Genomic DNA, 25,212 nt, shown 5'->3' with positions numbered 1-25,212 from the left:
GGCCACCGGGATGTCCGGGTTTATCGCGTTGATCGGCGTCGATCAGCCGGGCAGAGCCCGGCTCTACGGGGGCTGGTTTCAGCCGGGTAGAGCCCGGCTCTACGCTTGCTGCGCCGGGATGCGCATCAGGCGAAGATCGCCTCCACCTGCTGCCAGGTGGCCTCATCCACCTGCGCCAGCAGGTCCAGCGCGCCCAGGTTCTCTTCCAGCTGGCTGACCCGGCTCGCGCCGAGGATCACGCTGGACACGTTCGGGTTGCGCAGGCACCAGGCGATGGCCAGCTGCGCCGGGGACAGGCCAAGACCGGCGGCCAGCGCGGTGTAGCGGCGGACCTTGTCGAGCCGGTTGCCGGCCGGGTCCAGCACCATGTCCTTGAGCCAGCCCAGTTGTTCCTGGCCCAGCCGCGACTGCGTGTCCACGCCATCGTTGTACTTGCCGGTCAGCAGGCCCGAGGCCAGTGGCGACCAGATCGTGGTGCCCAGGCCCGGGTCGGCGTACAGCGGGGCGTACTCCTGTTCCACCCGCTCGCGGTGCAGCAGGTTGTACTGCGGCTGCTCCATCGACGGCAGGTGCAGGTGCTGCGCGCGCGCCACGGCCACGGCCTCCTGCAGCTGGGCCGCCGACCACTCCGAGGTGCCCCAGTACAGCACCTTGCCCTGGCGGATCAGGGTGTCCATGGCCAGCACGGTCTCGGCAATGGGGGTGTCCGGGTCCGGGCGGTGGCAGTAATACAGGTCCAGGTAGTCCACCCGCAGCCGCTTGAGCGCGGCATGGCAGGCGTCGGTCACGTGCTTGCGCGACAGCCCGTGCTGGGTCGGGCGCGGGTCGTCCACGGCGCCGAAGAACACCTTGCTGGACACGCAGAAGCCATCGCGCGGCAGGCGCAGGTCGGCGATCACATCGCCCATCACCTGCTCGGCGCGCCCGCGCGCATAGCCCTCGGCATTGTCGAAGAAGGTGACCCCGTGATCCCAGGCGCTGGCGACCAGGTTGCGGGCCTCGTCGCGGCCGATCTGGTCGCCAAAGGTGACCCAGGCCCCGAAGGACAGGGCCGACACCTTCAGGCCGGTGGATCCAAGACGTCGGTATTGCATGGGATTGTCCTCTGCTGCAGGCCCGCAACCGGGCCGGAACGGTGCCGGCCAGTGTAGCCGCCCGCCGCCCGCAACCCCTTGCCGATGCTTGCCCGATCACGGCCGATCGACCCGCGGACGCCGCTTTTCCTTGCCCCGCCCCTGCCGCCGCTATAGGCTTCCCGTTTTTCGCGGCACCCCCAAAGGGAAGTCTCATGGTCGAAGGTTTGGGCAGGATCGGCTTCGGCCTGTTCGGGTTGGCGGTGCTGATCGGCATCACCTGGCTGTTTTCCAACAACAAGCGTGCGGTGGACTGGAAGCTGGTCGCCACCGGCATCACCCTGCAGATCGCCTTTGCGGCGCTGGTGATTCTGGTGCCGGGCGGTCGGGACGTGTTCGATGCGCTGGGCCAAGGGTTCGTGAAGGTGCTGAGCTTCGTCAACGAAGGCTCCAGCTTCATCTTCGGCTCCCTGATGGACACCTCCAACTACGGGTTCATCTTCGCCTTCCAGGTGCTGCCGACCATCATCTTCTTCTCGGCGCTGATGGGGGTGATGTACCACCTCAACATCATGCAGGCGATCGTGCGGGTGATGGCGTGGTCGATCACCAAGGTGATGCGCGTGTCCGGTGCGGAAACCACCAGCGTCTGCGCCAGCGTGTTCATTGGCCAGACCGAAGCCCCGCTGACGGTGCGCCCGTACATCGCCAGGATGACCCAGTCCGAGTTGCTGACCATGATGATCGGCGGCATGGCCCACATCGCCGGCGGCGTGCTGGCCGCCTACGTGGGCATGCTGGGCGGCGGTGATCCGGTGCAGCAGGCCTTCTATGCCAAGCACCTGCTGGCAGCAAGCATCATGGCGGCCCCGGCAACGCTGGTGGTGGCCAAGCTCCTGATTCCGGAAACCGGTACCCCGCTGACCCGCGGCACGGTCAAGATGGAAGTGGAGAAGACCTCCAGCAACATCATCGATGCGGCCGCGGCCGGCGCGGGCGATGGCCTGAAGCTGGCGCTGAACATCGGCGCCATGCTGCTGGCCTTCATCGCCCTGATCGCCCTGCTCAACGCGCCGCTGACCTGGTTTGGCGAATATACCGGCCTGGCGGCCGCGATCGGCAAGCCGACCGACCTGTCGACCATCTTCGGCTACCTGCTGGCCCCGATTGCCTGGGTAATCGGTACGCCGTGGGTGGATGCCACCACGGTCGGGTCGCTGATCGGCCAGAAGGTGGTGATCAACGAGTTCGTCGCCTACACCGAGTTGTCCAAGATCGTGAACGGCCAGGTGCCGGGCATGAGCCTGTCCGACGAAGGTCGCCTGATCGCGACTTACGCGCTGTGCGGTTTTGCCAACTTCAGCTCGATCGCCATCCAGATCGGTGGTATTGGTGGGCTGGCCCCGGAACGCCGCCACGACCTGGCCAAGTTCGGCCTGCGTGCGGTGCTGGGCGGCACCATCGCCACCTTCATGACGGCGACCATTGCCGGCGTGCTGACGCATTTCAGTTGATATCCGTTCTTTGAGAAACAGTCTTTATGAGTAGCAAAGTCGTCGTCGTCGGTTCCTTCAACGTGGATCATGTCTGGCGTTGCGAGTCGCTCCCGGCCCCGGGCGCAACCATCGCCGGGCGCTACAGCACCGGTCCCGGCGGCAAGGGCTTCAATCAGGCCGTGGCCGCGTGCCGTGCTGGCGCCGCCACCACCTTCCTGTGCGCGCTGGGCGACGATGCCGGCGGTGCGATGGCACGCGGCCTGGCCGCCCAGGACGGGTTCGCGCTGACCGCCGAGGCCAGCACCGAGCCCACCGGCACCGGTGGCATCTATGTGGACGCCCGCGGCCGCAACACCATCGTGATCGGCCCGGGCGCCAATGCCGCGCTGAGCGTGGGCTTCGTGCAGGCCCAGCGCGATCTGCTGGGCGACGCGAAGGTGGTACTGGCCCAGCTGGAATCGCCGGTGGAAACCATTGAAGCGGCGCTGGCGCTGGCCCGTGAGGCCGGTGTCACCACCGTGCTCAACGCGGCCCCGGCCGACGCACCGTCCAGCATCGGCCTGCTCAAGCTGGCCGACGTGCTAACCCCCAACGAGACCGAGTTCGCCGCCCTGCTCGGCCGCCATGTGGGCGAGCGTGTGGATGCCAACGACGTGGCCGCGCTCGACGGTGCCAGCCTGCATGCGCTGTGCCGCAAGCTCACCGGCACCGGCACCGTGGTGGTGACGCTGGGCTCGGTGGGCGTGTTCGTGTCCCACGCCGAAGACAATCCGCGCGGCGATACCCAGCCGTACTATCGGGTGGGCGCCGAGCAGGTGCAGGTACTGGACACCACCGGTGCCGGCGATGCGTTCAACGGCGCCCTGTGTGCCTCGATCGCGCAGGACCCGGACGCGGCCTTCATCCGCCACGTGCGGTTTGCCAACCAGTTCGCCGGCCGCTCCACCGAGAAGGAAGGCGCCGCCGTGGCGATGCCGCACTTCACCCCGGGTGATGCCGAAACCAAGTAAGCGTCACCGTTGACGTGTACCAAGGCCAGCGTTCGCGCTGGCCTTTTTTTTAAGCCTGCGTTGACCCTTTGCAGGCGCGGTTGTTGGTGGGTCGGTCGCTGGGCCCCGTAGCCGCCGGTAGGCTCCTGGGCAAAATAAAGGAGGAGGCCGCCCTGCGGCCGGGGGACATTTGCACCAGGGGCCTACCGGCGGCTACGGGGCCCTCACGCTCGCGACCGGCCCGATCGGAGACGCCCGCCGAACCAAACGGCGCCTGCACCGGCCATACGCGAGAGGCGACAGGTACTCATCGTGGAGCGGTGAATGCACGATGCCTACCGCAAAACTGGGGCCCGCGTGATCCACAGCGCCAGCGCCCCAAGCACCAGTCCGGCAAGCACGTCCAGCAGATCGTGCTGCCAGGTGGTCACGGTCGAGACCAGGATCAGGCCACAGGCGCCGTGCCACAGCCAACGCAGGGGCGCCGCGTCGGCCTGCAACCAGCGCCGCCACGCCTGCCACACCAGTAGCAGCACCGCGGCATGCAGCGACGGCGCCATGTTGAACGGCGCCTCGAAGGCCCGCAGCTGTGCGAACAACAGCCCGCTCGCGCCATCCGGCTGCGGCATGGCACGCACGTTGCCGGTCGGCCAGCACACGAAGGCGAGCATGCAGGCCGCCTGCACCAGGGCGATGGCCAGCGCATGGCGGCGCAGGGCCGAACGGGTCGGGAAAATGAAGAACGTCAGCGGGTACAGCAGATTCAGCGCCAGGTAGGGCCAGATCGTCCACGCCCAGAACGGGATCGCATCATCCCAAGGCCCGTGCAGGCTGTAGGTATGCGCCTGGCTGGCGGCCCAGTGGTTGGTCCAGCTGTAGCCATGGATGAACATTGCGCCGAGCAGCAGCATCCACAGCATCGCCTCGCGCCAGGGCGGCTGGGGAACCGAAGTGGTGGCAACGGGCGGTAGGGACATGCGCGCACCGTAGCAGAACGTGGAACGCCTGTTTGCCGCTATTCTTGTGCTTTGGCCAATACAGGGACTGTACGCAGTGGCAGCAGCAGGCAGTCAGGAACAGGCAGGCGCGCACGTCGACGCACCGCGCTGGACGCGCAATCCGGCCTGGGCCCTGTTTTCGCAGACCCATGCGCAGCGCCGGCTGCTGCTGGTCTCCGGTGGCGCCGATGAGGTGTACGTGGTGGATGAGGCCGATACGCCAAGCGTCGTCGAACGCATCCTCGCGCACTGGGAGAACGACACCTTGGCGTCCGTGCAGGACGACGCCGAGTGCGGCCCGGCGACCCGCCAGTTGATGCGCCTGGGCGTGCTGGTGCCGTTGCATGCCGCGCGCAAGGCAAGGCGCTATGCGCTCGATTGGCTCGGTACGCCCCTGCCCGGCTTGGCCGAGGCCTTCGACCAGCATGCCAGCGCGGATCTGCAGCGCGTCGATGCCCACGCCGAGGCCGACCTGCGGGTGCTGGTCCGGCATGGCCTCGGCTGGGAACAGGCCTTGGACCGCTACCGCGCGCAGATGCCGGCACAACCGCATCTGCTGGTGGACATCAGCTATCACCACACACTGGCGCTTGGGCCCTATGTAGTGCCCGGCCAGACCGCCTGCGTGTATTGCCTGGGCAACCGGGTGCTGCGCCGCTGGGGCGAAGCGGTCGTGCCGACGATGCCGGCGGTCGCAGCGCAGCCGGCGCGCATCGCGGCGCTGGTCGCGCCATTGCTGGATCAGCCAGCCCTCTTGCTGGGCTATCTCGAACGCAGTGTCTGGCTCGACCTGCATCGCCTGCACGGCGAGCGCGACCGGGTGCTGCGACTGCCGTGGTGCCCCGCCTGCCAGGGCGGTGCGACCTGGCCGGCCGAACCCCTGTCGTTACCGTGGCGCACCGGGCGACCGGTATGATCGTACGCACGTGTCGGGCGTTTCCTCATTCGTCAACGGAGTGACCGTATGTACCGTCTGCCCAACCAGTTCGATGCAAGCGCGTCGCGCCAGGACCTTGCCGCCGCCGGTGGCGGTTCGACATCGACCACATGCAGTTCCTGCATCGTCACCCTGATCGGCGCCTCGGCGCTGTCGGCGGTGGTACTCGGCTCGCTGGGACCCATCGCAACGACCGGCCGCGACACCCCGGCCAGCGATGATACCGGCGCCAGCAATACCGGCCTTCCGGACCAGCCGACGCTCTGGCCGGATGCGCCGCCGCCGGAACCGGTCGTCGCCCCGGACGCTGGCCACGCCATGCCGCCTGCCCCGGTTCCGATGAGCCGAACCAAACGCAAGCTGCTGGGTGCGTTCGCGGTGCCGTTGGCCGTGATCGCCGGCGGCGTCATGGGCGCTGCCAACGTGATATTCGGCCTGTTTGTCGCCGTTGCGGTGATCGTTGGCATCTACGCCACCGTCTACGAGCGGTCAGGGCGTTCGCTCGGCAGCGGCATCGGCGTCGGCATCGGCCTGCTGCTGGGCACGTTCGTCGCTGCCGCCGCGGAGATGATGCTCTGGCTGGGTGTGCTGAAGTGAACCGCGCCGCGTGATGGCGGCCGCGCCCCTCCCGCCCACGCTGTCCTCGCACCTGCTGCACGGCGCGGCCCGTGCGCGCTGCGGGGTGGTACGTCCGGCGCAGCCGATCGACGCCCATGCCTGCGATGCCACCGGCCCGCTGTTCGGGGGACGCCGGGTGCACAACGCCGCCACCCCGGCCGACCCGGCCAATCCCTGGCAGAGCGTGTCCGGCGCCGTCGGCCTGGATGCCGCTGCCGCCGCCGATGGAGCCGTTGCCGAGGCGCTGGAGCGGCTGGCCGCGGCACAGGTCACGCTGGCGGTACGCCGCCGGGATACGTTGACGCCGTCGCAACGCCTGGACGAGTCGGCGTTCGCCTTGTTTTCGGCAGGTCAGCGCGCAACCCCGGGCTTCCCGTGGCCGATGCCCGAGCACGACGAGGATCTGTTCGCGGCCGTGTATTCCCTGGACGACAACCAGGTGACGTGGGTCCCGCAGGAGCTGGTCGGGCTAGGCCCTCGGCACGGGCAGGCACGGCTGCCGTCGACCTCCAGCGGGCTGGCCGCCTGGCGGGATGGCCGCGATGGCCAGTGGCTGGCGCTGCTGCGTGCTGCCCAGGAGCTGCTGGAACGCGACGCACTGGCGGTGACGTGGATCAATGGCGTGGCGGGCCGCCGCATCGCCCTGCCGGCGTCCTGGCACGCGCATGCCAGCAAGCACGGGGGCCAGCTGCAGGCCTTCGACCTGACCCAGCATTGGAACCCGCACCCGGTGATCGCCGTGGCCGGTGGCATGCCGTTTGAAGGCCGCCCCCGCCATGTCCTGGGCATCGCCTGCCGCGCCGACCCGGCCGAAGCGCTGCACAAAGCGCTGCTGGAGTGGCAGCAGGCGCTGACCTTCGCCGCCCATCTGTGTCGACATGACAGCGCGCGGCTGCCGCGCGAGCCTGCCGCGCTGCGCAGCTTCGACGAACATGCCGCGTTCTATACCCTGCGTCCGGACCTGTGGGCGAGCGTGCCCCTGCTGAAGCGCACGCATGACAGCCCGTTGCAGGTGTCGCCGACGGTGGCTGCGTTGCGCCCGCCGGCGCTGCGCGCCGGTGACGAGCTGGATCTGCTGCGGCGACGTCTCGGCCAGGCCGGGATCGCGTTGTACTACCGCGAGTTGACCACCACTGACGTAGCCGCAGCCGGCGTGCGGGTGATGCGGGTGCTGTCGCCGCAGCTCAGCGGCCTGCATGCCGACGAGCGTGCACCGTTCCTGGGGGGGCGTTGCCGCGACGTGGCGTGGCGCTATCCCGGCGTGCCGCACGGCGGCGAAGCGCCCAACCCCTTCCCGCATCCCTTGGGCTGAAGCAGGCCACCCCATGCCCTCACCACCGTCTCCCTGGCACGATGCCCCCGCCTTCCACCTGTTCTGGCACAACGGCGAACTCAACCCCGCACGTGCGGAGATGATGCGCGCGCGCATCGCCGACGATGCCGCGCGCATCGCCCCGCCGCCCCGACCGGTGCATGCCGCCGCCGGCATCGCCCTGCCCGACCCGGTGCAGCCCGGCGATGCGCTGGCGCAACGCCACAGTGGCCGCCGCTTCGGTGTGGCCCGCTGGGGCGCGCAGGAGCTGGGCCGCGTGCTCGCCCCGCTGCGGGCCCGACCCGGCGACAGTGACACCCGGCGCCTGCCGTCCGGTGGGGCCAAGTATCCGATCCAGGCCTATGCCGCGCTGTACGGCGCCGACGATACGATTGCCGCAGAGCCGGGCATCCATTGGTACGACCCGATCGGGCATGCGCTGGTGCCTGTGGGGCCCTGCCCCGCATGGCCGGCGCTGTCCGGGCTGCTCGGCGTGGATTGGCCCGAACGCCCGGCGGCCGTGCTGTTCCTGATCGCCGAGCCGGCCGGCACGCTGGCCAAGTACGGCGAGCGCGGTGGCCGCTTCGTATTGATCGAGGCCGGGGTCTGGCTGGGCGCACTCGGGCAGCAAGTGGCCGGGATGAACGCCGCCGGCTGCGCGATCGGCTCCTTCGACGATGCCGCCGTACTGGCCCTGCTCGGGCTCGACCCGCAGCGGCATCTGGCCGTGTTGGCCTACGCGTGTGGTCCGGCGCCCTGACCACCGCCGGCGCCGCACCAGCCAACTGACCAGCATCAGCCGCCATTGGGGGCGACGGAAGCAATCGTCAAGCATGTGCTCATGACCGGAGCGCATCAGGCCCTTCCCGATCGGCCTGAACAGGCAGCCCCCGCGCGCGGCCGGCACGGCCGGGGCGTTCTACAATGCGCGCATGCAGATTGGCCCCTACAACATCCAGCCCAACGTGGTGCTGGCACCGATGGCCGGTGTCACCGACAAACCCTTCCGCCTGCTGTGCAAACGGCTGGGCGCGGGCTTGGCCGCCTCGGAGATGACCATCTCCGATCCGCGCTTCTGGACCACCCGCAAGTCGCTCCATCGCATGGACCATGCCGGCGAGCCGGATCCGATCAGCGTGCAGATCGCCGGCACGGAGCCGCAGCAGCTGGCCGAGGCCGCGCGCTACAACGTGGACCACGGCGCGCAGATCATCGACATCAACATGGGCTGCCCGGCCAAGAAGGTCTGCAACGCGTGGGCCGGTTCGGCGCTGATGCGCGACGAGGATCTGGTGGCACGCATCCTTACTGCCGTGGTGCAGGCGGTGGACGTGCCGGTGACGCTGAAGATCCGCACGGGCTGGGACTGCGACCACCGCAACGGCCCACGCATCGCCCATATCGCCGAGGACAGCGGCATTGCCGCGCTGGCAGTGCATGGCCGCACCCGCGACCAGCACTACACCGGCCAGGCCGAGTACGAGACCATCGCCGCGATCAAGGCCGCGCTGCGCATTCCGGTGCTGGCCAATGGCGATATCGATTCGCCGCAGAAGGCGGCCCACGTGCTGGCCGTGACCGGCGTGGACGCGGTGATGATCGGCCGGGCCGCGCAGGGTCGGCCCTGGATCTTCCGTGAAGTGGCGCATTACCTGGCCACCGGTGAACTGCTCGCCCCGCCCTCGCTGGACGAGGTGCGCGACATACTGCTGGGCCACCTGCACGCGCTGCACGACTTCTACGGCGAAGCGCAGGGTGTGCGCATCGCGCGCAAGCACTTGGGCTGGTACGCCAAGGACCGGCCGGAGAACGCCGCCTTCCGCGCGGTGGTCAACCGCGCCGACGACGCCGCCAGCCAGATCGCGCTGACCACCGACTATTTCAATGCGCTTGCCGCCGGCCTGCCGCATGCCGAGGCCAGCGCCGAGGCGCGCTGCGCCATTGCCCCCTGATCCGCCGAGCCACGCTCGACGCTATGTGACCCCGCTCCCATGACCCCGCCGATCACCGCCCCCACCTACCTGCACGGTTTCTCCGATACCGAGCAGCACCGCCTGGTCACCCAGGCCCGTCTGTTCGAATCGAGCATCTTCAGCGGCATCGACTACAGCAATGCCCAGCGCCTGCTGGAAGTAGGCAGCGGCGTCGGCGCGCAGACCGAGATCCTGCTGCGCCGTTTTCCCGACCTGCACGTCACCGGGGTGGACCTGAGCCAGGCGCAGCTGGACACCGCGCGCGCCAACCTGGAAAAGACGCCCTGGTGCAGCGAGCGCTACACCCTGCAGCAGGCCGATGCCGGCGACCTGCCGTTCGGCGCGCGCCAGTTCGATTCGGCGTTCCTGTGCTGGGTGCTTGAACACGTGCCGTCACCGGCGCGCGTGCTCAGCGAGGTGCGCCGCGTGCTCGCCCCGGGCTCGCCGGTGTACATCACCGAAGTGATGAACGCCTCGTTCCTGCTCGACCCGTACTCGCCGCACATCTGGCGCTACTGGATGGCCTTCAATGATTTCCAGTACGACCACGGCGGCGACCCGTTCGTGGGCGCCAAGCTCGGCAACCTGCTGCTGGCCGGTGGCTTCCGCGACGTGCACACCGAGATCAAGACCATCCACCTGGACAACCGCGAGCCGGCCCGGCGCAAGACCATGATCGCGTTCTGGGAACAGCTGCTGCTGTCGGCGGCCGACCCGCTGCTGGAGGCCGGGCTGGTCGATCGCGACACCGTGGACGGCATGCGCCGGGAATTCAGCCTGGTCCAGAACGACCCCAACGCCGTGTTCTTTTTCTCGTTCGTGCAGGCACGCGCCACCGTTTACTGACCCACCGCTACGTGACTCCCTTCTGCTATCTGTTTGAGCCAACCGGTTAGAATCAGCCTCAGGTTGGTGCCCAGGAAGGCGCGCGCCAGATCCTCACCGTGCTGCTACTGCAGTCGCGGTGCACCGAGTTCTGCGCCCGAAGGGAAGCCACATGAAAAAACGCGCGTTGGCCGGACATGTCCGGCTGCCACAGCCCGCCCATGACACCGGCCTGTTGAGCGGGCTCGATCCGCGCCAGGCGCGTGTCTGCATGGCGGTCATCGCGGCGCTGTGCGTGCTCTATGTGGTCTTTGCCCTGACGCCCTCGTCCTACGCGATGGCCAGCGAGTACCTGGGGCTGGCACCGATCGAGCCGCTGCTGGGCAGGGCGCGCGGCATCCGCATGGACGAATGGATGGTCTACACGCCTTACGTGCAGATCGCCGTGGCCAACGACTTCGGTCCGACCAACGCGTTTTCGCCGTACCACGAGACCCTGCGCTCGTTCCAGGCGTTGCCGCTGCTGGACTGGGGACTGCCGTTCAAACCCTACCACTGGGCATTCTTCGTGCTGCCACCGGCCAACGCCTATTCCTTCTTCTTCATGTTCATGTCGATGGCCTTCCTGTGCGGCTGGGCCCTGTTCCTGCGCCAGCTGCGGCTGCCGCCCCTGGCCGCGGTGCTGATCGCGCTCACGCTGTATTTCTCGCCCTATGTGCAGGTCTGGTGGACCAGCAATGCCGGCGCCTTCGCGCTGGCACCGTGGGCGGCCGTGGCCTGGCTGCGCATCGACAACCGCTGGCCGCGTATCCTGGCCAGCGCCTACGCGCTGGTGGTGTGGCTGCTGGCCATCGCCTACCCGCCCTTCATCATTTCTGCCCTGCTGACCATGGCCGTACTGGTGCTGGCGTTCCGCCGCGATGCACTGACCCTGCCACGCCTGTTCGATGCCGCGCTGGCCGGTGCACTGGCCCTTGCGGTGTTCGTCGGCTACTTCCACGACGCGATCGAGGTGATCCGCAACACCGTCTACCCCGGGCACCGCGAAAGCGCGGGCGGTGGCGTCAGCTGGATCACGCTGATGGCCCACTTCTTCCCCAACCTGATGACCCGCGGCTTCTATCCGCTGCCGGCCTTCAACTATTCCAACGCGTGCGAAATCGCCGTGCTCGGCAGCCTGTTGCCGCTGTTCACCGCGGTGCTGGCCGACTGGACCAAGGTGATGCACTGGGTCCGCGCCAACCGCCTGTCGCTGGCGGTGCTGGTAGGTGGCACGCTGCTCATCGCCTGCTGGGTCTTCCTGCCGGTGCCGCTGGCCGTGGGCAAGCTGACCGGCCTGTCCATGGTGCCGCCCAGCCGCGCCGTGCTGGCGTTCGGCCTGCTCTTGAACATCGGCTGCGCGGTTGTGCTGGTGCAGGGCGGCACGCGCCTGAGCCGCGGCCGCCTGCTGCTGCTGGCCGCACTGCTGGTGGTCGGCAGCCTGGCCAAGCTTGCGTTCGGGGAAGGCAGCTTCAGCCGGCTGCACACCACCGCCGATGCCTGGCCGCTGCTGTGTGTGGGCGTGCTGGCCCTGGCCGCCCGGCGGCCGCGGCTGGCCGCGCACCCGGCGGCGCTGGTGCTGGCGGTCGCCATGCTGTGCAACGTGCTGATCAACGGCCTGTTCAACCCGGTGCAGTCGGCACAGCCGATCTTCGCCATGGACCGCGATGCGGTGCTCGAGTCCATGCAGGCACGCGGGGGGCAGCTGGCACCGGACGGTTCGCTGGTCGTGGAAGGGCGTTACGGGGCCATGTTCTCCGGCATCGGCATCCCGGCGGTCAACCACACCCTGTACTTCCCGCAGCTGGCCTACTTCCGCCAGCGCTTCCCGTCGATGTCCGAAGAGGCGTTCAACACCACGTTCAACCGCTACCACCATGTGATGGTCAGTGATGTGGTCGAGCCACGGTCGATGTACGCCGATCTGGTGGAAGTGCCCGCCGCGGCAATGCTGGCCGAACCCTGCAGCCGGAAGGTGCCGGCCGACTGCGCGCCGGCGCCATTGCCCGTCGGGGATGCGCCGTGAAGATCGCTGTCGTCATCCCCTGCTACAAGGTCACCCGCCATGTCATGGACGTGCTGGCGGCAATCGACGACGCCGTGGCCGCCATCTACTGCGTGGACGATGCGTGCCCCGATGGCAGTGGCGCGTTGATCCAAGCCAGCAGCACCGACCCGCGCGTCACCGTGCTGTTCCATCCGCACAACCGCGGTGTCGGCGGCGCGATCAAGACCGGCTACCGGGCCGCCATCGCCGACGGAATGGACATTTTGGTCAAGGTCGACGGCGACGGTCAGATGGATCCGGCGCTGCTGATGGACTTCGTGGCACCCATTGCCGACGGCACCGCCGACTACACCAAGGGCAACCGTTTCTGGAACCTCAGCCATATCCGGCGCATGCCCCTGCTGCGGCGGGTGGGCAACCTGATGCTGTCGTTCATGACCAAGGCCTCGTCCGGCTACTGGCAGGTGTTCGACCCCACCAACGGCTATACCGCCATCCATGCCCGCGTCGCCAGCCATCTGCGCCTGGATGCGGTCAGCGATCGCTACTTCTTCGAAACCGACATGCTGTTCCGGCTCAACACCATCCGCGCCGTCGTCCAGGACGTCGCCATGGACGCGCGCTACGCCGATGAGACCAGCAACCTGCGCGTCAGCCGCATCCTCGGGGAATTTGCCTTCAAGCATGTGCGCAATACGCTCAAGCGCATCGGCTACAACTACTTCCTGCGTGACCTGTCCATCGCGTCACTGGAGCTGATTGCCGGCCTGGGCCTGCTCGCGTTCGGCAGCCTCTTCGGCCTGTACCACTGGATCGCCTCGGCATCCGCCGATGTCACCACCCCGGTAGGCACCATCATGATCGTCATGGTGGCCCTGATTTCCGGGCTGCAGTTCCTGTTGGCCTTCACCGGTTTCGACATTGCCAATGTACCGCGCCAGGTTCTGCACCGCTCCATCCAGGTCAACCGGGCAGCGCCGCCGTTGGCCCGACCGCGCTAACGCCGGGCCGCAGCCGGATCAGCGCACGGCCCTGGCCGCTGCGCTGTCTGCTGCGGCCGCCTGGTCATGCGGCGTCTGCCAGATCCGCGCCCACATCTGCGCGAACCGCTGCTTCACCCTCGCCCTGCCCTGTTCGCCTTCGTAGGCCGGGCGCAACTGCTCGGGCGTGATGGCGCTCCACTGCCCACCCTGGACACGCGCCACCGCGAAGGTAAAGGTGTAATCCGGCTCCAGGCCCATGCGCAGGTCACTCAACTGCAGCTGGCCATCCACCACCTGGGCGCGCATGAAGCCGCGGTTGAACCACTGCAGCCGCCGCACCGCCGGAATGCCCGCCGCCTCGGCCTGGCGCAGCGCCTGCACGTTGGAGGGATAGCCCTGGAAATGCATCGGGCCCTCGTCGGCCACCAGCGAGCGCTCGCCGATCACGTAGCCGCTCGGGGTCATCGCCACCACCTGCCAGAGCAGCGTGTTGAACGGGGTGGCCACCGAGAAGCGGGGTGCGTCGCCCAGTCCCATCGCCGCCAGCGCGCGGTCGGCCTGCCGCTCGACGTTGTGCTTGGCCAGCAGCGACCAGCCCAGGTAGCCGCAGCTGAGCACCAGCCCGGCCACCAGCGCCTTCTGCGCCACCGGGCGGGCACGGGCGAACCAGGCCACCACGCAGCCGATCAGCAGCCACACGGTGTACAGCGGGTCGATGATGAAGACACTGGACCACATGGTCGGCGCAGGGGTGAACGGCCACCACAGCTGGGTGCCGTACACGGTGAAGGCATCCAGCAGCGGGTGGGTCACCAGCGCCAGCAGGATCGCCCAGAACCAGCGCGTCGGTGCCTGCGCGACCCGCCCGTGGCCGAAGCGCTTGAACAGCCACCAGATCAGCGCGGCCACCCACGGCAGCACCAGCAGTGAATGGCTGGCGCTGCGGTGCTCGGTCATCAATGCGACCGGGTCGGCGGTGGTGAAGGCCAGCACCAGGGCGTCCAGGTCCGGCAGCGTGCCCAGCGCGGCACCGGCCAACAGGGCGGCGCGACGGTGGCCGGCGGGGGCGATGGCGGCAGCAACGGCGCCGCCCAGTACGATCTGGCTTAGGGAGTCCATCGGCCGATGGTATAGGGTGTGAAGGGCGGCGTGGCGGCTTCCTGGCTGTCACGCTGGTGGAACACTGGGCCGCGACGCTGGGGCCCAATCGCGTCCTGGCGGCCGCTTGGCCGGGCACGCGGGCTTAACCACCGGCAACTCCCCGTGGCGCACAATGCAACCGGGCGACATGCCGTGTATCATTCGCGCCCATCTTTCCATCCGAATCAAAGGATATTAAGCCTGATGTCCAGCTACCTCTTCACCTCCGAATCGGTCTCCGAAGGCCATCCGGACAAGGTTGCCGACCAGATCTCCGATGCGGTGCTGGACGCGATCCTCACCCAGGACCAGCGCGCCCGTGTCGCCTGCGAGACCATGGTCAAGACCGGCGTCGCCATCGTGGCCGGTGAAATCACCACCAGCGCCTGGATCGACCTGGAAGCGCTGACCCGCAAGGTCATCGTGGACATCGGCTATGACAGCTCCGACGTCGGCTTCGACGGCGCCACCTGCGGCGTGCTGAACCTGATCGGCAAGCAGTCCCCGCACATCGCCCAGGGCGTTGACCGCAAGAAGCCCGAAGAAATGGGCGCTGGCGACCAGGGCCTGATGTTCGGCTACGCCACCAACGAGACCGACAGCTACATGCCGGCCGCGATCCACCTGTCGCACCGTCTGGTCGAGCAGCAGGCCAAGATCCGCAAGAAGAAGAACTCGCCGCTGTCCTGGCTGCGCCCGGATGCCAAGAGCCAGGTCACCCTGCGCTATGAAAACGGCGTGGTCTCGGCCATCGACGCGGTGGTGCTGTCCACCCAGCATGCCCCGGGCGTGAAGCAGAAGGACCTCATCGAGGCCGTCCGCGAAGAGATCATCAAGCCGGTGCTGCCGGCCAAGTGGCTGCACAAGGGCACCAAGTTCCACATCAACCCGACCGGCAAGTTCGAGATCGGTGGCCCGGTGGGCGACTGCGGCCTGACCGGCCGCAAGATCATCGTGGACACCTACGGCGGCTGGGCCCGTCACGGTGGTGGTGCGTTCTCGGGCAAGGATCCGTCCAAGGTCGACCGTTCGGCCGCTTACGCTGCCCGCTACGTCGCCAAGAACGTCGTGGCTGCCGGCCTGGCCGACCGTTGCGAAGTGCAGGTCTCCTACGCCATCGGCGTGGCCGAGCCGACCTCGATCTCGGTCACCACCTTCGGCACCGGCAAGATCAGCGATGACAAGATCGAAAAGCTGATCCGCAAGCACTTCGACCTGCGCCCGTACGGCATCATCAAGATGCTGGACCTGATCCACCCGATGTACCAGCAGACCGCCGCCTACGGTCACTTCGGCCGCAAGCCGAAGGACTTCAGCTACCTCAACGGCGAGGGCGAAACCGTCAACGCCACGGCCTTCTCCTGGGAGAAGACCGACCGCGCCGCCGCCCTGCGTGCGGATGCGAAGCTGAAATAATCAATCGGTAGAGCCGACCGTTGGTCGGCTGCCTTTGATCGAGATGAAAACGACGGGCCGCGAAAGCGGCCCGTCGTCGTTTGGGCGGCAAAAACGCAGGCGCATGGCGATGCGTTCATCACCCCGGCGCATCCATGTCATCGCGGCGCGGCCGCGAAAGCGGCCCGTCGTCGTTTGGGCGGCAAAAACGCAGGCGCATGGCGATGCGTTCATCACCCCGGCGCATCCATGCCATCGCGGCGCGGCCGCCAAAGCGGCCCGTCGTCGTTTCGGCGGCCCGCCCAGTCGACCAACGGTCGGCTCTACCGGGCGGGCAACCGGCGCTACACTGCCGCCATGCCCGAATTCAAATCCAACCAGCTGTCCATGACCGTGCTGATGTCGCCGGAGATGGCCAATTTCTCCGGCAAGGTGCACGGCGGCGCGATCCTGCGGCTGCTCGACCAGGTCGCCTATGCCTGTGCCAGCCGGTATGCCGGCCGCTATGTGGTCACCCTGTCGGTGGACCAGGTGATGTTCCGCCAGCCGATCGCGGTCGGCGAGCTGGTCACCTTCCTGGCCTCGGTCAACTACACCGGCACCTCGTCAATGGAGATCGGGGTCAAGGTGGTGGCCGAGGACATCCTCAAGCGCAGCGTGCGCCACGCCAACAGCTGCTTCTTCACCATGGTCGCGGTGGACGAGGACGGCAAACCCACCGCGGTGCCGCCGCTGCAGCTGGAGACCAGCGACGAACGCCGCCGCCACGCCGCCGCGCTGATCCGTCGGCAGCTGCGCGAAGAGATGGAACAGCGTCATCTGGAGTTGCTGGCGTCCAACCCGCCGTCGCCGGAATAACGACGACGGGTAACGGCTGTTGGTCGGTATGGGGGCACCTTCGTCGCCGGGCATTGCGGGCCATGACCAACGGTCATGGCCTACCGGGGTCGGGCATTGCGGGTCATGACCAACGGTCGTCGCCCGCCGCGTTTGCCGATGGAATTCCCGGTAGGCACCGACCGTTGGTCGGTACGCATGGCCCACCCTCAGCCGGTGTTCTGCACGCCCTGCGATACCCCGTTCACGCACGCCACCAGGGCGCGCAGCACATCGTCGTCCTCGCCACCGCTGGCACGCCAGCGGCGCAGCAGGTCCACCTGCAGCACGCTGATCGGGTCGATGTAGGGGTTGCGCAGGCGGATCGACAACGCCAGCCGCTGGTCGTGCTGCAGCAGTTCGTCCTGTCCGGTCAGCACCAGGATCTGCTGCGCGGTGAGCTCCAGCTCGCGCTGGATCTGCGGGAAGAACGTGGCGTGCAACGGACCGGACAACTGCGAGAACTGCTCGGCAATGGTGATGTCGCCCTTGCTCAGCACCATCGCGATGTCGTCCAGGAAGGTGCTGAAGAACGGCCAGTCGCGCGCCATCTCCTTCAGTGTGTCCGCGTGGCCGGCCTCGATCGCGGCCTGCAGGCCGCTGCCCACGCCATACCAGCCGGGAATCACTGCGCGCGCCTGGCTCCAGGCGAACACCCACGGAATGGCGCGCAGGTTGGACAACGCGGCATCCTCGCCCAGCCGCCGCGACGGACGCGAGCCCAGCGTCATCCGCTCGATCACGTCGATCGGCGTGGCATGGCGGAAGTACTGCATGAAGTCCTTCTGGCCCACGAAGGCCCGGTAGGCCTCGGCGCTTTTCTGCGCCACCCGATCCATCACCGGGCGCCACTGCTCCTCGCGCGGTTCGGCCGCACGCGGGCGCAGGCTGGACCGCAGCACCGCCCCGGTGGACTGTTCCAGCGAGCGCAGTGCCAGTGCGCGGATGCCGTACTTGCGGTGGATCACTTCGCCCTGCTCGGTCACGCGCAGGCGGCCGTCGATGCTGCCCCGTGGCGAGGCATCCACCGCATGGGTGGTCTTGCCGCCACCGCGGCTGATCGACCCGCCACGGCCATGGAAGAAGGTCAGGCGGATGGCGTTCTCGGCGGCCACCTCCAACAGTTCCACCTGTGCCCGCTGCAGGCCCCAGCGCGAGGCGGCGATGCCGCCGTCCTTGCCACTGTCCGAATAGCCCAGCATCACCATCTGCACATCACCGCGCGCGGCCAGGTGGGTGCGGTAAACCGGGTCGGCCAGCAGGTCGCGCAGGGTATCGGTGCCGCGCCTGAGATCGTCCACCGTTTCAAACAGCGGGGCGATGTCCAGCGGCACCGCGCCGGCGTCGTCGACCAGCCCACCCCGGCGCGCCAGCGCGAGCACCGCAAGCACGTCGCTGCGATCATGCGCCATCGAGATGATGTAGCTGCCCAGTGCGTCGGCCCCGTGGCGACGGCGTGCATCGGCCAGCGCAGCGAACACCGCGTCCAGGCGTTGACCGCCCTCCTCGGTGCTCGGCGGCAAGGCCTGTTCGCCACTGGCGAACGGGGCCAACCGGGCTGCGCGGGTGACCGCATCGGCCGCATCCCAGGCCTCCTGGCCATCGAGCACGCTGGCCAGTGCGCGGCCGTGCACGCTCGACTCCTGCCGTACGTCCAGCCGCGCCAGGTGGAAGCCGAAGGTGCGCACGCGCCACAGCAGGCGGCGCACCGCGAAGCCGCCGGCATGGTCGCCCTTGTTGGCGTGCAGGCTGTCCAGGATCAACTGGATGTCGTGCTCGAGTTCGCCCGGCGACGCATAGGCGCCGTCTGCATCGTCCAGCGTGGCCTGCACGCGCGCGCGCATGCGGTCGTTGAGCAGGCGGTACGGCATGTCGGCATGGCGTGGCCGTGACTTCACCTGGGGCAACAGCTGTTCGTAGTGCGCCACGCGCGCCTGCAGCGCGTCACTCACCGAGATCCGCTCGGTGGACTGGCTGAGCAGGCTGGCCAGCTGCAGCAGGTCTTTCTGGTAGCGGCCCAGGACCGCCTGGCGCTGCGCATCCAGCGTGTGCCGGATGGTGCCGGCGTCGACGTTGGGGTTGCCGTCCATGTCCCCGCCCACCCACGTGCCGAAGCGCAGCAGGCGCGGCAGCGGCAGGTCTTCGCCATAGGTATCCAGCAGCGCCTGCTGCAGCGATTCGTACAGCACCGGGATCACCCGGTACAGCACCTGCACCAGGTAGAAGCCGACGTGCTCGCGCTCGTCGTCCACGGTGGGCCGCACCGGCGAGGAATCGGTGGTCTGCCAGGAGGCGGTGAGCGCCATGCGGAAGCGCGCGGCGTCGGCGGCGGCTTCACCGGGCGTGCGTTGGCCGTCGAGGTTGTCGACCAGGCTGGCGACCATCAACTGCTCTTTTTCCAGCAGCGCGCGGCGTACCGCTTCGGTCGGGTGCGCGGTGAATACCGGCTCGATGTCGATGCGTGGCAGCCACTGCGCCAGCTCGGTCAGGGTCACGCCCTGCGCCTTGAGGTTGAGCAGCGCATCCTGCAGGCCATCGGGCTGCGGCGCGGCGGTGCCGGCCCGCTGGTAGTCGCGGCGACGGCGGATGCGATGCACGCGCTCGGCGATGTTGACCACCTGGAAGTAGGTGCTGAACGCACGCACCATCGCTTCGGCGCGCTCGGGCGGCAGGCCGGTGAGCGCGTCGTTGAGGTCGGACAGCGGGGCGTCGCTTTCGCGGCGGGCGATGGCGCGCGTGCGCACCTGTTCCACGTCATCGAAGAACTGCGTGGACACCTGCTCGGCAAGCAGGTCGCCGACCAGTGCGCCAAGTCGGCGTACGTCGTCGCGCAGGGGAATATCGGGAGTGGCAAAGACGATGCTGCTGCGGTACTCGTTCATCTGCGACGCACTGGCCTCGGGAACGGAATCCACCCAAGCCTAACCCACAACGAGGTCAATGCTGCGTCGCGCAAATAGTTACATCTGGTAGTGCCGGCCCGCGGCCGGTGGGTGCCGGTCCTTTCAGGTACCGGCCACCGGCCGGTACCTGCGGGTGCTTCAGCGCTTCTTCTTGATCGGCGAGCCCGGGCCGACGGTCTGCTCCAGCCAGCGCTCGCTTTCGGCCAGCATGGTCATGATCGACTCGCGTGCGCGGTACGCATGCGATTCGTTGGGCAGCATCACCAGCCGCGCCGTCCCGCCCAGGCCCTTGACCGCGGCGAACATGCGCTCGCTCTGGATCGGGAAGGTGCCGGAGTTGTTGTCGTCCACGCCGTGGATGAAGAGGATCGGGTCCTTGATCTTGTCGGCGTAGTTGAACGGCGACATCTTCTGGTACACGTCCTGGGCCTGCCAGTAGTTGCGCTCCTCGGCCTGGAAGCCGAACGGGGTCAGCGTGCGGTTGTACGCGCCACTGCGGGCGATGCCGGCCTTGAACAGGCGCGTGTGCGCGAGCAGGTTGGCGGTCATGAACGCGCCGTAGGAGTGCCCGCCGATGGCGATGTGGTCGCGATCGGTCACGCCCCGCCGCACCACTTCGTCCACCGCCGCTTCGGCATTGGCGATCAGCTGCGGCAGGTAGGTGTCGTTGGGTTCCTTGTCACCCTCGCCAATGATCGGCATCGATGGGCTCACCAGTACCGCGTAGCCCTTGGCCAGGAACGCCTGCGGGCCCCAGTAGCTGATCGCGTTGAAGCGGTACGGCGAATCGGTCACCTGGCTGGCGGCGGCGGCGGTCTTGTACTCGCCCGGGTAGGCCCACATCAGCAGCGGCAGCGGGCCGTCCTTCTTCGGGTTGTAGCCCGGCGGCAGCATCAGCGTGGCAGTCAGGTCGACACCGTCGTTGCGCTTGTAGCGGATCTGCTCCTTGCTCACCCCACGCAGCTGCGGCAGCGGGTGGGCGAAGTGGGTCAGCGCGCGCGGGGCGGCGTTGGCGTCGGCCAGCGACTGCACGTACACGTTGGTGGGCTCATCAGGCGTCTCGCGGGTGATCAGCAGCGAGGTGCCCTCCTGGTCGAGCAGCGCCACCGGCGCGGCGTAGCCCGGCGCCTGCGAATGGAACAGGCGGGTGGCTTGCTTGCTGTCCAGGTCGAAGCGATCGACGAACGGGCGGTCGCCTTCCGGCGAGGCACCCTGGCCGTACAGGAAGATGCTGCGGCCATCGGCGGTGATCTGCAGGCGCGCACGCCCGTTGACGTCGCGCACCAGGCCCGGCCGGCCCGGATCGTTGTAGCGGTCCTGCGAGGACCGCGACGACAGCAGCTGCGGCGCCTGTTCGGCCTGGTCCGGAGCGATGCGCCACTGCTTCACTTCGCGGCTTTTCCACCACGACTCGTTGAGCAGTGCGAGGTCGCCACGCCCCCACTGGATGCCGGCATAGCGGCTGCCCAGCTGGGCCAGCGTGACCGGGGGCGTATCGAACGGGGCGGCCTGCATCAGCACCGCATCGCGCACCTTGGCCGCGCGGTTGGGGTCGCCCCCGTCCTGCGCTTCAGCCCACACCAGCGTCGCCGGCGCATCGGCGCGCCAGCTGATGCTGCGCACGCCGGTGGGGACTGCGTCATTGCCGGTCGGCAGACCTTCCACCAGCGGCAGCGTGCTGACGGTGTGCTGCAGCGTGCCGTCCAAGGCCGACAGCACTTCGATGCGGCGTGGGAAGTCGTCGGCCGGCACCAGGTAGGAATACGGGCGCAGCACGCGCTCGGCCAGCAGGAAGCGGCCGTCCGGCGACACGTCCAGATCCAGGTAGACGCCGGCGGTGGACAGCGGCGTGGTCACGCCGTTGAGCGTGACCCGCACCGGCTGCGCGCTGGCGTAGTAATCGAACAGGCGCGCATCGGCTTCGTTCTTGAGCAGGTCCTGGTAGGTGCGGATCGCACGGACGCCGGCATCAGCCTCGGTCTGCTGGATCGCAGGACCGGCCGGCACGCCACCGGCCGCCGGGGCCGGGCCCTGGCCCTTGAGCTGCTGGGTCACCACCAGGCCGCGGCTGTCGGGCAGCCAGGTGTAGCCATCGCCCAGCACGGTGTTCAGATCCGACAGCAGGCGCCGCGCCGACCCGGCGGCGATATCGACAATCCACAGCTCGTTGGCGCCGCTGGCCGCATGCACCTGGTTGAAGGCCAGGTACTGCTGGTCCGGCGACCACGCCATGCCGGCGATCGACAGCGGCTGCGGCAGGCCGGTGATCTGGCGCTCCTTGCCGTCGGCCACGTTCAGCAGCCACAGCTTGTTGCCGAAGCTGAAACGGCTGGCGGCATGCGTGGCCGGGTTGATGCGCAGGCCGGCCAGTTTCAGCTCGGGCTGGGCCACCTCGGCGATGGACGGCAGCGACGGGGTCTGCAGCATCGCGGCGATGTCGCGGCGCGGGGACAGGCTCAACGTGGGCGCACGCGGCGCATCCACCACCGCCTGCAGCGCGGCCGAGGGCAGCGCATAGCCCTGCTCGCCCTTGGCGCTGGCCACCGGCGGGGCGGAGGTCTTGCCTGCCGGGGCGGCCAACGCCAGCGGGGCCACCGCCAGCAACGCCATCCCCATCACCAGGCCGCCCCAGCGCGCGCGGCGCCGACGATCATTGCGTGTCATGTTCGATCCCTGTGCTGATACAAACCTTGGACCTTAACAGCCGGGCGCCGTTCGCCCCCCTGCCGATGGTTGGGGGCCGCCGCCGATTCATGCCAACGCACCCTGCCGCGATATAATGGGCGGCCCTCCACCGAGGGGCGCTGCGACCGTTCCGGACCCTGTCCGGCCGGCCAGGCTCGGTGGCCAGGTTTGTTCCAACGGCGCCCGGCGATTACGAGTCTTGTTGTCATGCGGGTGTCGGAGTGCCGACATCGCGTCTGACGAGCATGGCGCGTCACTACCGGAGCTTACGAATGAATGCTGTTGCCAAGACCTTCTCCACCGAAGGTGATTACAAGGTTGCCGATATCACCCTTGCCGACTGGGGTCGCAAGGAACTGGACATCGCCGAGCATGAAATGCCGGGCCTGATGTCGATCCGCCGCAAGCACGCCGCCACCCTGCCGCTGAAGGGCGTGCGCGTGACCGGCTCGCTGCACATGACCATCCAGACCGCGGTACTGATCGAGACCCTGAAGGACATCGGCGCCGACGTACGCTGGGCGTCCTGCAACATCTTCTCGACCCAGGACCACGCCGCCGCTGCCATCGCCAAGTCCGGCACCCCGGTGTTCGCCTGGAAGGGCGAGTCGCTGGAGGAATACTGGGACTGCACGCTGGACGCGCTGACCTTCACCCTGCCCGACGGCACCCTGACCGGCCCGGAGCTGGTGGTGGACGACGGCGGCGACGTGACCCTGCTGATCCACAAGGGCTATGAGCTCGAAAACGGCAGCGACTGGGTCAACGAAAAGGCCGCCTCGCACGAAGAACAGGTCATCAAGGACCTGCTCAAGCGCGTGGCCAAGGAGCGTCCGGGCTACTGGGCCCGCGTGGTCAAGGACTGGAAGGGCGTCTCCGAAGAGACCACCACCGGCGTGCACCGCCTGTACCAGCTGGCCCAGGCCGGCACCCTGCTGATCCCGGCGATCAACGTCAACGACTCGGTCACCAAGAGCAAGTTCGACAACCTGTACGGCTGCCGCGAGTCGCTGGCCGACGGCCTGAAGCGCGCGATGGACGTGATGCTGGCCGGCAAGGTCGCCGTGGTATGCGGCTACGGCGACGTGGGCAAGGGCTGCGCCGCGTCGCTGCGTGCCTACGGCGCGCGCGTGGTGGTCACCGAGATCGACCCGATCTGCGCCCTGCAGGCGGCGATGGAAGGCTTCGAGGTCAACACCATCGAATCCACCCTGGGCCGTGCGGACCTGTACGTCACCACCACCGGCAACAAGGACATCATCCGCATCGAGCACCTGAGCGCGATGAAGGACCAGGCCATCGTCTGCAACATCGGCCACTTCGACAACGAGATCCAGGTCGATGCGCTGGTGGGCTTCCCGGGCGTGCAGCACGTGAACATCAAGCCGCAGGTGGACAAGTACATCTTCCCCAACGGCAATGCGATCTTCCTGCTGGCCGAAGGCCGCCTGGTCAACCTGGGCTGCGCCACCGGCCACCCGAGCTTCGTGATGTCCAACTCGTTCGCCAACCAGACCCTGGCCCAGATCGACCTGTGGGCCAACAAGGACAGCTACGAGAAGAAGGTGTACCTGCTGCCCAAGCACCTGGACGAAGAAGTGGCCCGCCTGCACCTGGAGAAGATCGGCGTGAAGCTGACCACCCTCACCCAGGAACAGGCCGACTACATCGGCGTGCCGGTGGAAGGTCCGTTCAAGCCGGATCATTACCGCTACTGATCGGCCTGCCGATCCTGTTGCGTTGAAATGAAACGGGCGCCGCGAGGCGCCCGTTTTTGTTTCCGCTCAGCCCTGTGGCGGTCGCAGCGCGCCGCCGATCCAGCGCCCCTGGTCGTCGATGGCCCGCGCCAGCTGGCGCTCACGACCCCACTGCGCATACTCAAGGCGCACCCTGTCCAGCGTCGGCGGAAACGGGGGCAGTGCATCCGGCGCCGGCGCCGGGGTAAGTGCAGTGTCCAGCAGGTGCCAGTGATTACCAAGCAGTAGCCAGCGCTCGTGGCGCACATGCACGTGCGCACGCGATTGGGTCCACAGCTGCACGATTTCGATCATGCCCTGCGCACGCCCTTCCACGATGTGCAGTTCAGGACGTGCACCGCGATGCATGCATGCCATGGCGACCGGGCGCCATACCCGGAAGACAGCCCAGCCCGCGCCCACAGCACCGAGCACGGCGAAGAACAACGCGCTGGCATCCGAGCCGCGCAACACCACGGTCAGCGCGACGATGGCCGTGAACGCCAGACTGCCCGAAACGACCGCGCCGACAATCTGCCCGGTGGTGAACGCCACCACCGGCAGCGGCCAGTGTTGCAACGGGGTGCGCTGAATCGAAGGCGCGGACTCATCGAGGTGCTGAATGCCCAGCAGAACATCCGGCGTACCGCGTTCCACGTACACCTGCAGCGGCGTCGCGCGGGGGTACATCACCAGCGCAGTCACGAAGGTGTCGTCCAAGCGGCGGAACCGGGCCGGCAACACCATCACCAGCGGTGACGCCAAGGCGACACCCTCCAGCGCGATGCTGCAGCCTTCCCTGGGATTCCAGACGGGGCCAAGCGCGGCCCCCGGGCACGCCATGCCCCAGGCCTCGCCGCGCCAGAGCGCGACCACCAGGGGCGCGACCTTCCTGCCCATGTAGCGCGCCATCACGAACGCGACCAGGATGGCGACCAGCGCCAATCCCCCGCACAGCCAGGTGAGGCCCGACCATCGCCTTGGCTCCGTCCATGCCATCCACGAGGTGAGCGCCGCGAACCCCAGCATCATCGACACCACCAACAGGTGGCCCAGCAGGTGCGGCACGCGACTGCGCAGCGACTGCCAGAGCTGCGCACGCAGCAACTCGGGCAGGGCGACGCGGACGAAGGGCGGGAACGGTTTGCGGTGGGGCACGGCGCATCCTTGCGACTGTTTCATCAAGCGCCCAGATGCTGATTGGCCGCGCGCACCAGGTCAAGGCA

20 protein-coding genes and 1 riboswitch are annotated in these 25,212 nt (G+C 68.2%); of the genes, 13 read left to right on the top strand and 7 right to left on the bottom strand.

Features of this window, described 5'->3' with window-relative positions:
* Positions 1–125 precede the first annotated feature (125 nt).
* Positions 126–1,094: an aldo/keto reductase gene (locus GQ674_RS01995; RefSeq protein ID WP_159495792.1), complete on the bottom strand. Its 969-nt coding sequence runs from the start codon at positions 1,092–1,094 to the stop codon at positions 126–128.
* Positions 1,095–1,288: 194 nt separating this feature from the next.
* Between GQ674_RS01995 and GQ674_RS01990 the strand changes: the two genes are divergently transcribed.
* Positions 1,289–2,587: a nucleoside transporter C-terminal domain-containing protein gene (locus tag GQ674_RS01990; protein ID WP_159495791.1), complete on the top strand. Its 1,299-nt coding sequence runs from the start codon at positions 1,289–1,291 to the stop codon at positions 2,585–2,587.
* A 26-nt stretch (positions 2,588–2,613) separates the two neighbouring features.
* Positions 2,614–3,579 carry a ribokinase gene (locus GQ674_RS01985; protein WP_159495790.1) on the top strand — a complete coding sequence of 322 codons (966 nt, stop codon included), beginning with the start codon at positions 2,614–2,616 and terminating at the stop codon, positions 3,577–3,579.
* Positions 3,580–3,893: 314 nt separating this feature from the next.
* Here GQ674_RS01985 and GQ674_RS01980 read toward each other — a convergent pair whose 3' ends face one another.
* Positions 3,894–4,535 (bottom strand): phosphatase PAP2 family protein, encoded by a 642-nt coding sequence (locus GQ674_RS01980; protein WP_159495789.1) that lies wholly within the window; start codon positions 4,533–4,535, stop codon positions 3,894–3,896.
* A gap of 19 nt (positions 4,536–4,554) precedes the next feature.
* Here GQ674_RS01980 and GQ674_RS01975 point away from each other — a divergent pair, with 19 nt between their 5' ends.
* From GQ674_RS01975 to GQ674_RS01940, 8 genes are all read left to right on the top strand, one after another.
* A complete protein-coding gene (locus tag GQ674_RS01975) occupies positions 4,555–5,472 on the top strand; it encodes a hypothetical protein (RefSeq protein ID WP_159495788.1) in 918 nt (305 codons plus the stop codon).
* A gap of 48 nt (positions 5,473–5,520) precedes the next feature.
* Complete coding sequence (locus GQ674_RS01970; protein WP_159495787.1) at positions 5,521–6,090, top strand: hypothetical protein; 570 nt, start codon at positions 5,521–5,523, stop codon at positions 6,088–6,090.
* A gap of 13 nt (positions 6,091–6,103) precedes the next feature.
* Positions 6,104–7,423, top strand: coding sequence for a YcaO-like family protein (locus tag GQ674_RS01965; protein WP_159495786.1), 1,320 nt, complete (start codon positions 6,104–6,106; stop codon positions 7,421–7,423).
* A 13-nt stretch (positions 7,424–7,436) separates the two neighbouring features.
* Positions 7,437–8,183, top strand: coding sequence for a SagB/ThcOx family dehydrogenase (locus GQ674_RS01960; protein WP_159495785.1), 747 nt, complete (start codon positions 7,437–7,439; stop codon positions 8,181–8,183).
* Between the two features lie 172 nt (positions 8,184–8,355).
* Positions 8,356–9,375: a tRNA dihydrouridine synthase DusB gene (gene dusB / locus GQ674_RS01955; protein WP_159495784.1), complete on the top strand. Its 1,020-nt coding sequence runs from the start codon at positions 8,356–8,358 to the stop codon at positions 9,373–9,375.
* Between the two features lie 39 nt (positions 9,376–9,414).
* Positions 9,415–10,242, top strand: a complete 828-nt coding sequence (locus GQ674_RS01950; protein WP_141059168.1) for a methyltransferase domain-containing protein — start codon at positions 9,415–9,417, stop codon at positions 10,240–10,242.
* Positions 10,243–10,393: 151 nt separating this feature from the next.
* Entirely contained in the window at positions 10,394–12,286 is a 1,893-nt protein-coding gene (locus GQ674_RS01945) for a hypothetical protein (RefSeq protein WP_236546169.1), read from the top strand.
* Positions 12,283–13,269: a glycosyltransferase gene (locus GQ674_RS01940; RefSeq protein ID WP_201290207.1), complete on the top strand. Its 987-nt coding sequence runs from the start codon at positions 12,283–12,285 to the stop codon at positions 13,267–13,269. Before GQ674_RS01945 ends, GQ674_RS01940 begins: the two co-directional genes overlap by 4 nt.
* An 18-nt stretch (positions 13,270–13,287) precedes the next feature.
* Here the strand turns inward: GQ674_RS01940 and GQ674_RS01935 are convergent, their stop codons facing one another.
* Complete coding sequence (locus GQ674_RS01935; protein ID WP_159495783.1) at positions 13,288–14,370, bottom strand: metal-dependent hydrolase; 1,083 nt, start codon at positions 14,368–14,370, stop codon at positions 13,288–13,290.
* A 225-nt stretch (positions 14,371–14,595) separates the two neighbouring features.
* On the opposite strand from GQ674_RS01935, the gene metK reads away from it, so the two are divergent.
* Positions 14,596–15,807, top strand: coding sequence for a methionine adenosyltransferase (gene metK, locus GQ674_RS01930; protein ID WP_128097791.1), 1,212 nt, complete (start codon positions 14,596–14,598; stop codon positions 15,805–15,807).
* Here the strand turns inward: metK and GQ674_RS01925 are convergent, their stop codons facing one another.
* Positions 15,808–16,020 (bottom strand): hypothetical protein, encoded by a 213-nt coding sequence (locus GQ674_RS01925; protein WP_159495782.1) that lies wholly within the window; start codon positions 16,018–16,020, stop codon positions 15,808–15,810.
* Positions 16,021–16,143: 123 nt separating this feature from the next.
* Between GQ674_RS01925 and GQ674_RS01920 the strand changes: the two genes are divergently transcribed.
* On the top strand, positions 16,144–16,644 hold the full coding sequence (locus tag GQ674_RS01920) for an acyl-CoA thioesterase (protein ID WP_128097792.1): 501 nt from the start codon (positions 16,144–16,146) through the stop codon (positions 16,642–16,644).
* 188 nt (positions 16,645–16,832) lie between these two features.
* Here the strand turns inward: GQ674_RS01920 and ppc are convergent, their stop codons facing one another.
* Both ppc and GQ674_RS01910 read right to left on the bottom strand, forming a co-directional pair.
* The gene (gene ppc, locus GQ674_RS01915; protein WP_159499182.1) at positions 16,833–19,544 is read right to left on the bottom strand and encodes a phosphoenolpyruvate carboxylase; all 2,712 of its coding nucleotides are present in this window, start codon (positions 19,542–19,544) and stop codon (positions 16,833–16,835) included.
* A 159-nt stretch (positions 19,545–19,703) separates the two neighbouring features.
* Positions 19,704–22,229, bottom strand: coding sequence for a prolyl oligopeptidase family serine peptidase (locus GQ674_RS01910; RefSeq protein WP_159495781.1), 2,526 nt, complete (start codon positions 22,227–22,229; stop codon positions 19,704–19,706).
* A 126-nt stretch (positions 22,230–22,355) separates the two neighbouring features.
* Positions 22,356–22,442: riboswitch (S-adenosyl-L-homocysteine riboswitch) on the top strand.
* An 80-nt stretch (positions 22,443–22,522) separates the two neighbouring features.
* On the opposite strand from GQ674_RS01910, the gene ahcY reads away from it, so the two are divergent.
* Positions 22,523–23,968, top strand: coding sequence for an adenosylhomocysteinase (ahcY, locus tag GQ674_RS01905; protein ID WP_159495780.1), 1,446 nt, complete (start codon positions 22,523–22,525; stop codon positions 23,966–23,968).
* 66 nt (positions 23,969–24,034) lie between these two features.
* On the opposite strand, the gene GQ674_RS01900 is transcribed toward ahcY, so the two are convergent.
* Positions 24,035–25,144, bottom strand: coding sequence for a hypothetical protein (locus GQ674_RS01900; protein ID WP_159495779.1), 1,110 nt, complete (start codon positions 25,142–25,144; stop codon positions 24,035–24,037).
* Between the last annotated feature and the right edge of the window lie 68 nt (positions 25,145–25,212).

Origin of the sequence: Stenotrophomonas sp. 364, assembly GCF_009832905.1 — a bacterium.
GTDB lineage: Bacteria > Pseudomonadota > Gammaproteobacteria > Xanthomonadales > Xanthomonadaceae > Stenotrophomonas > Stenotrophomonas maltophilia_AP.
The sequence above is the reverse complement of the archived record's forward strand: the minus strand, read 5'-3'. Positions and strand labels throughout refer to the sequence as shown.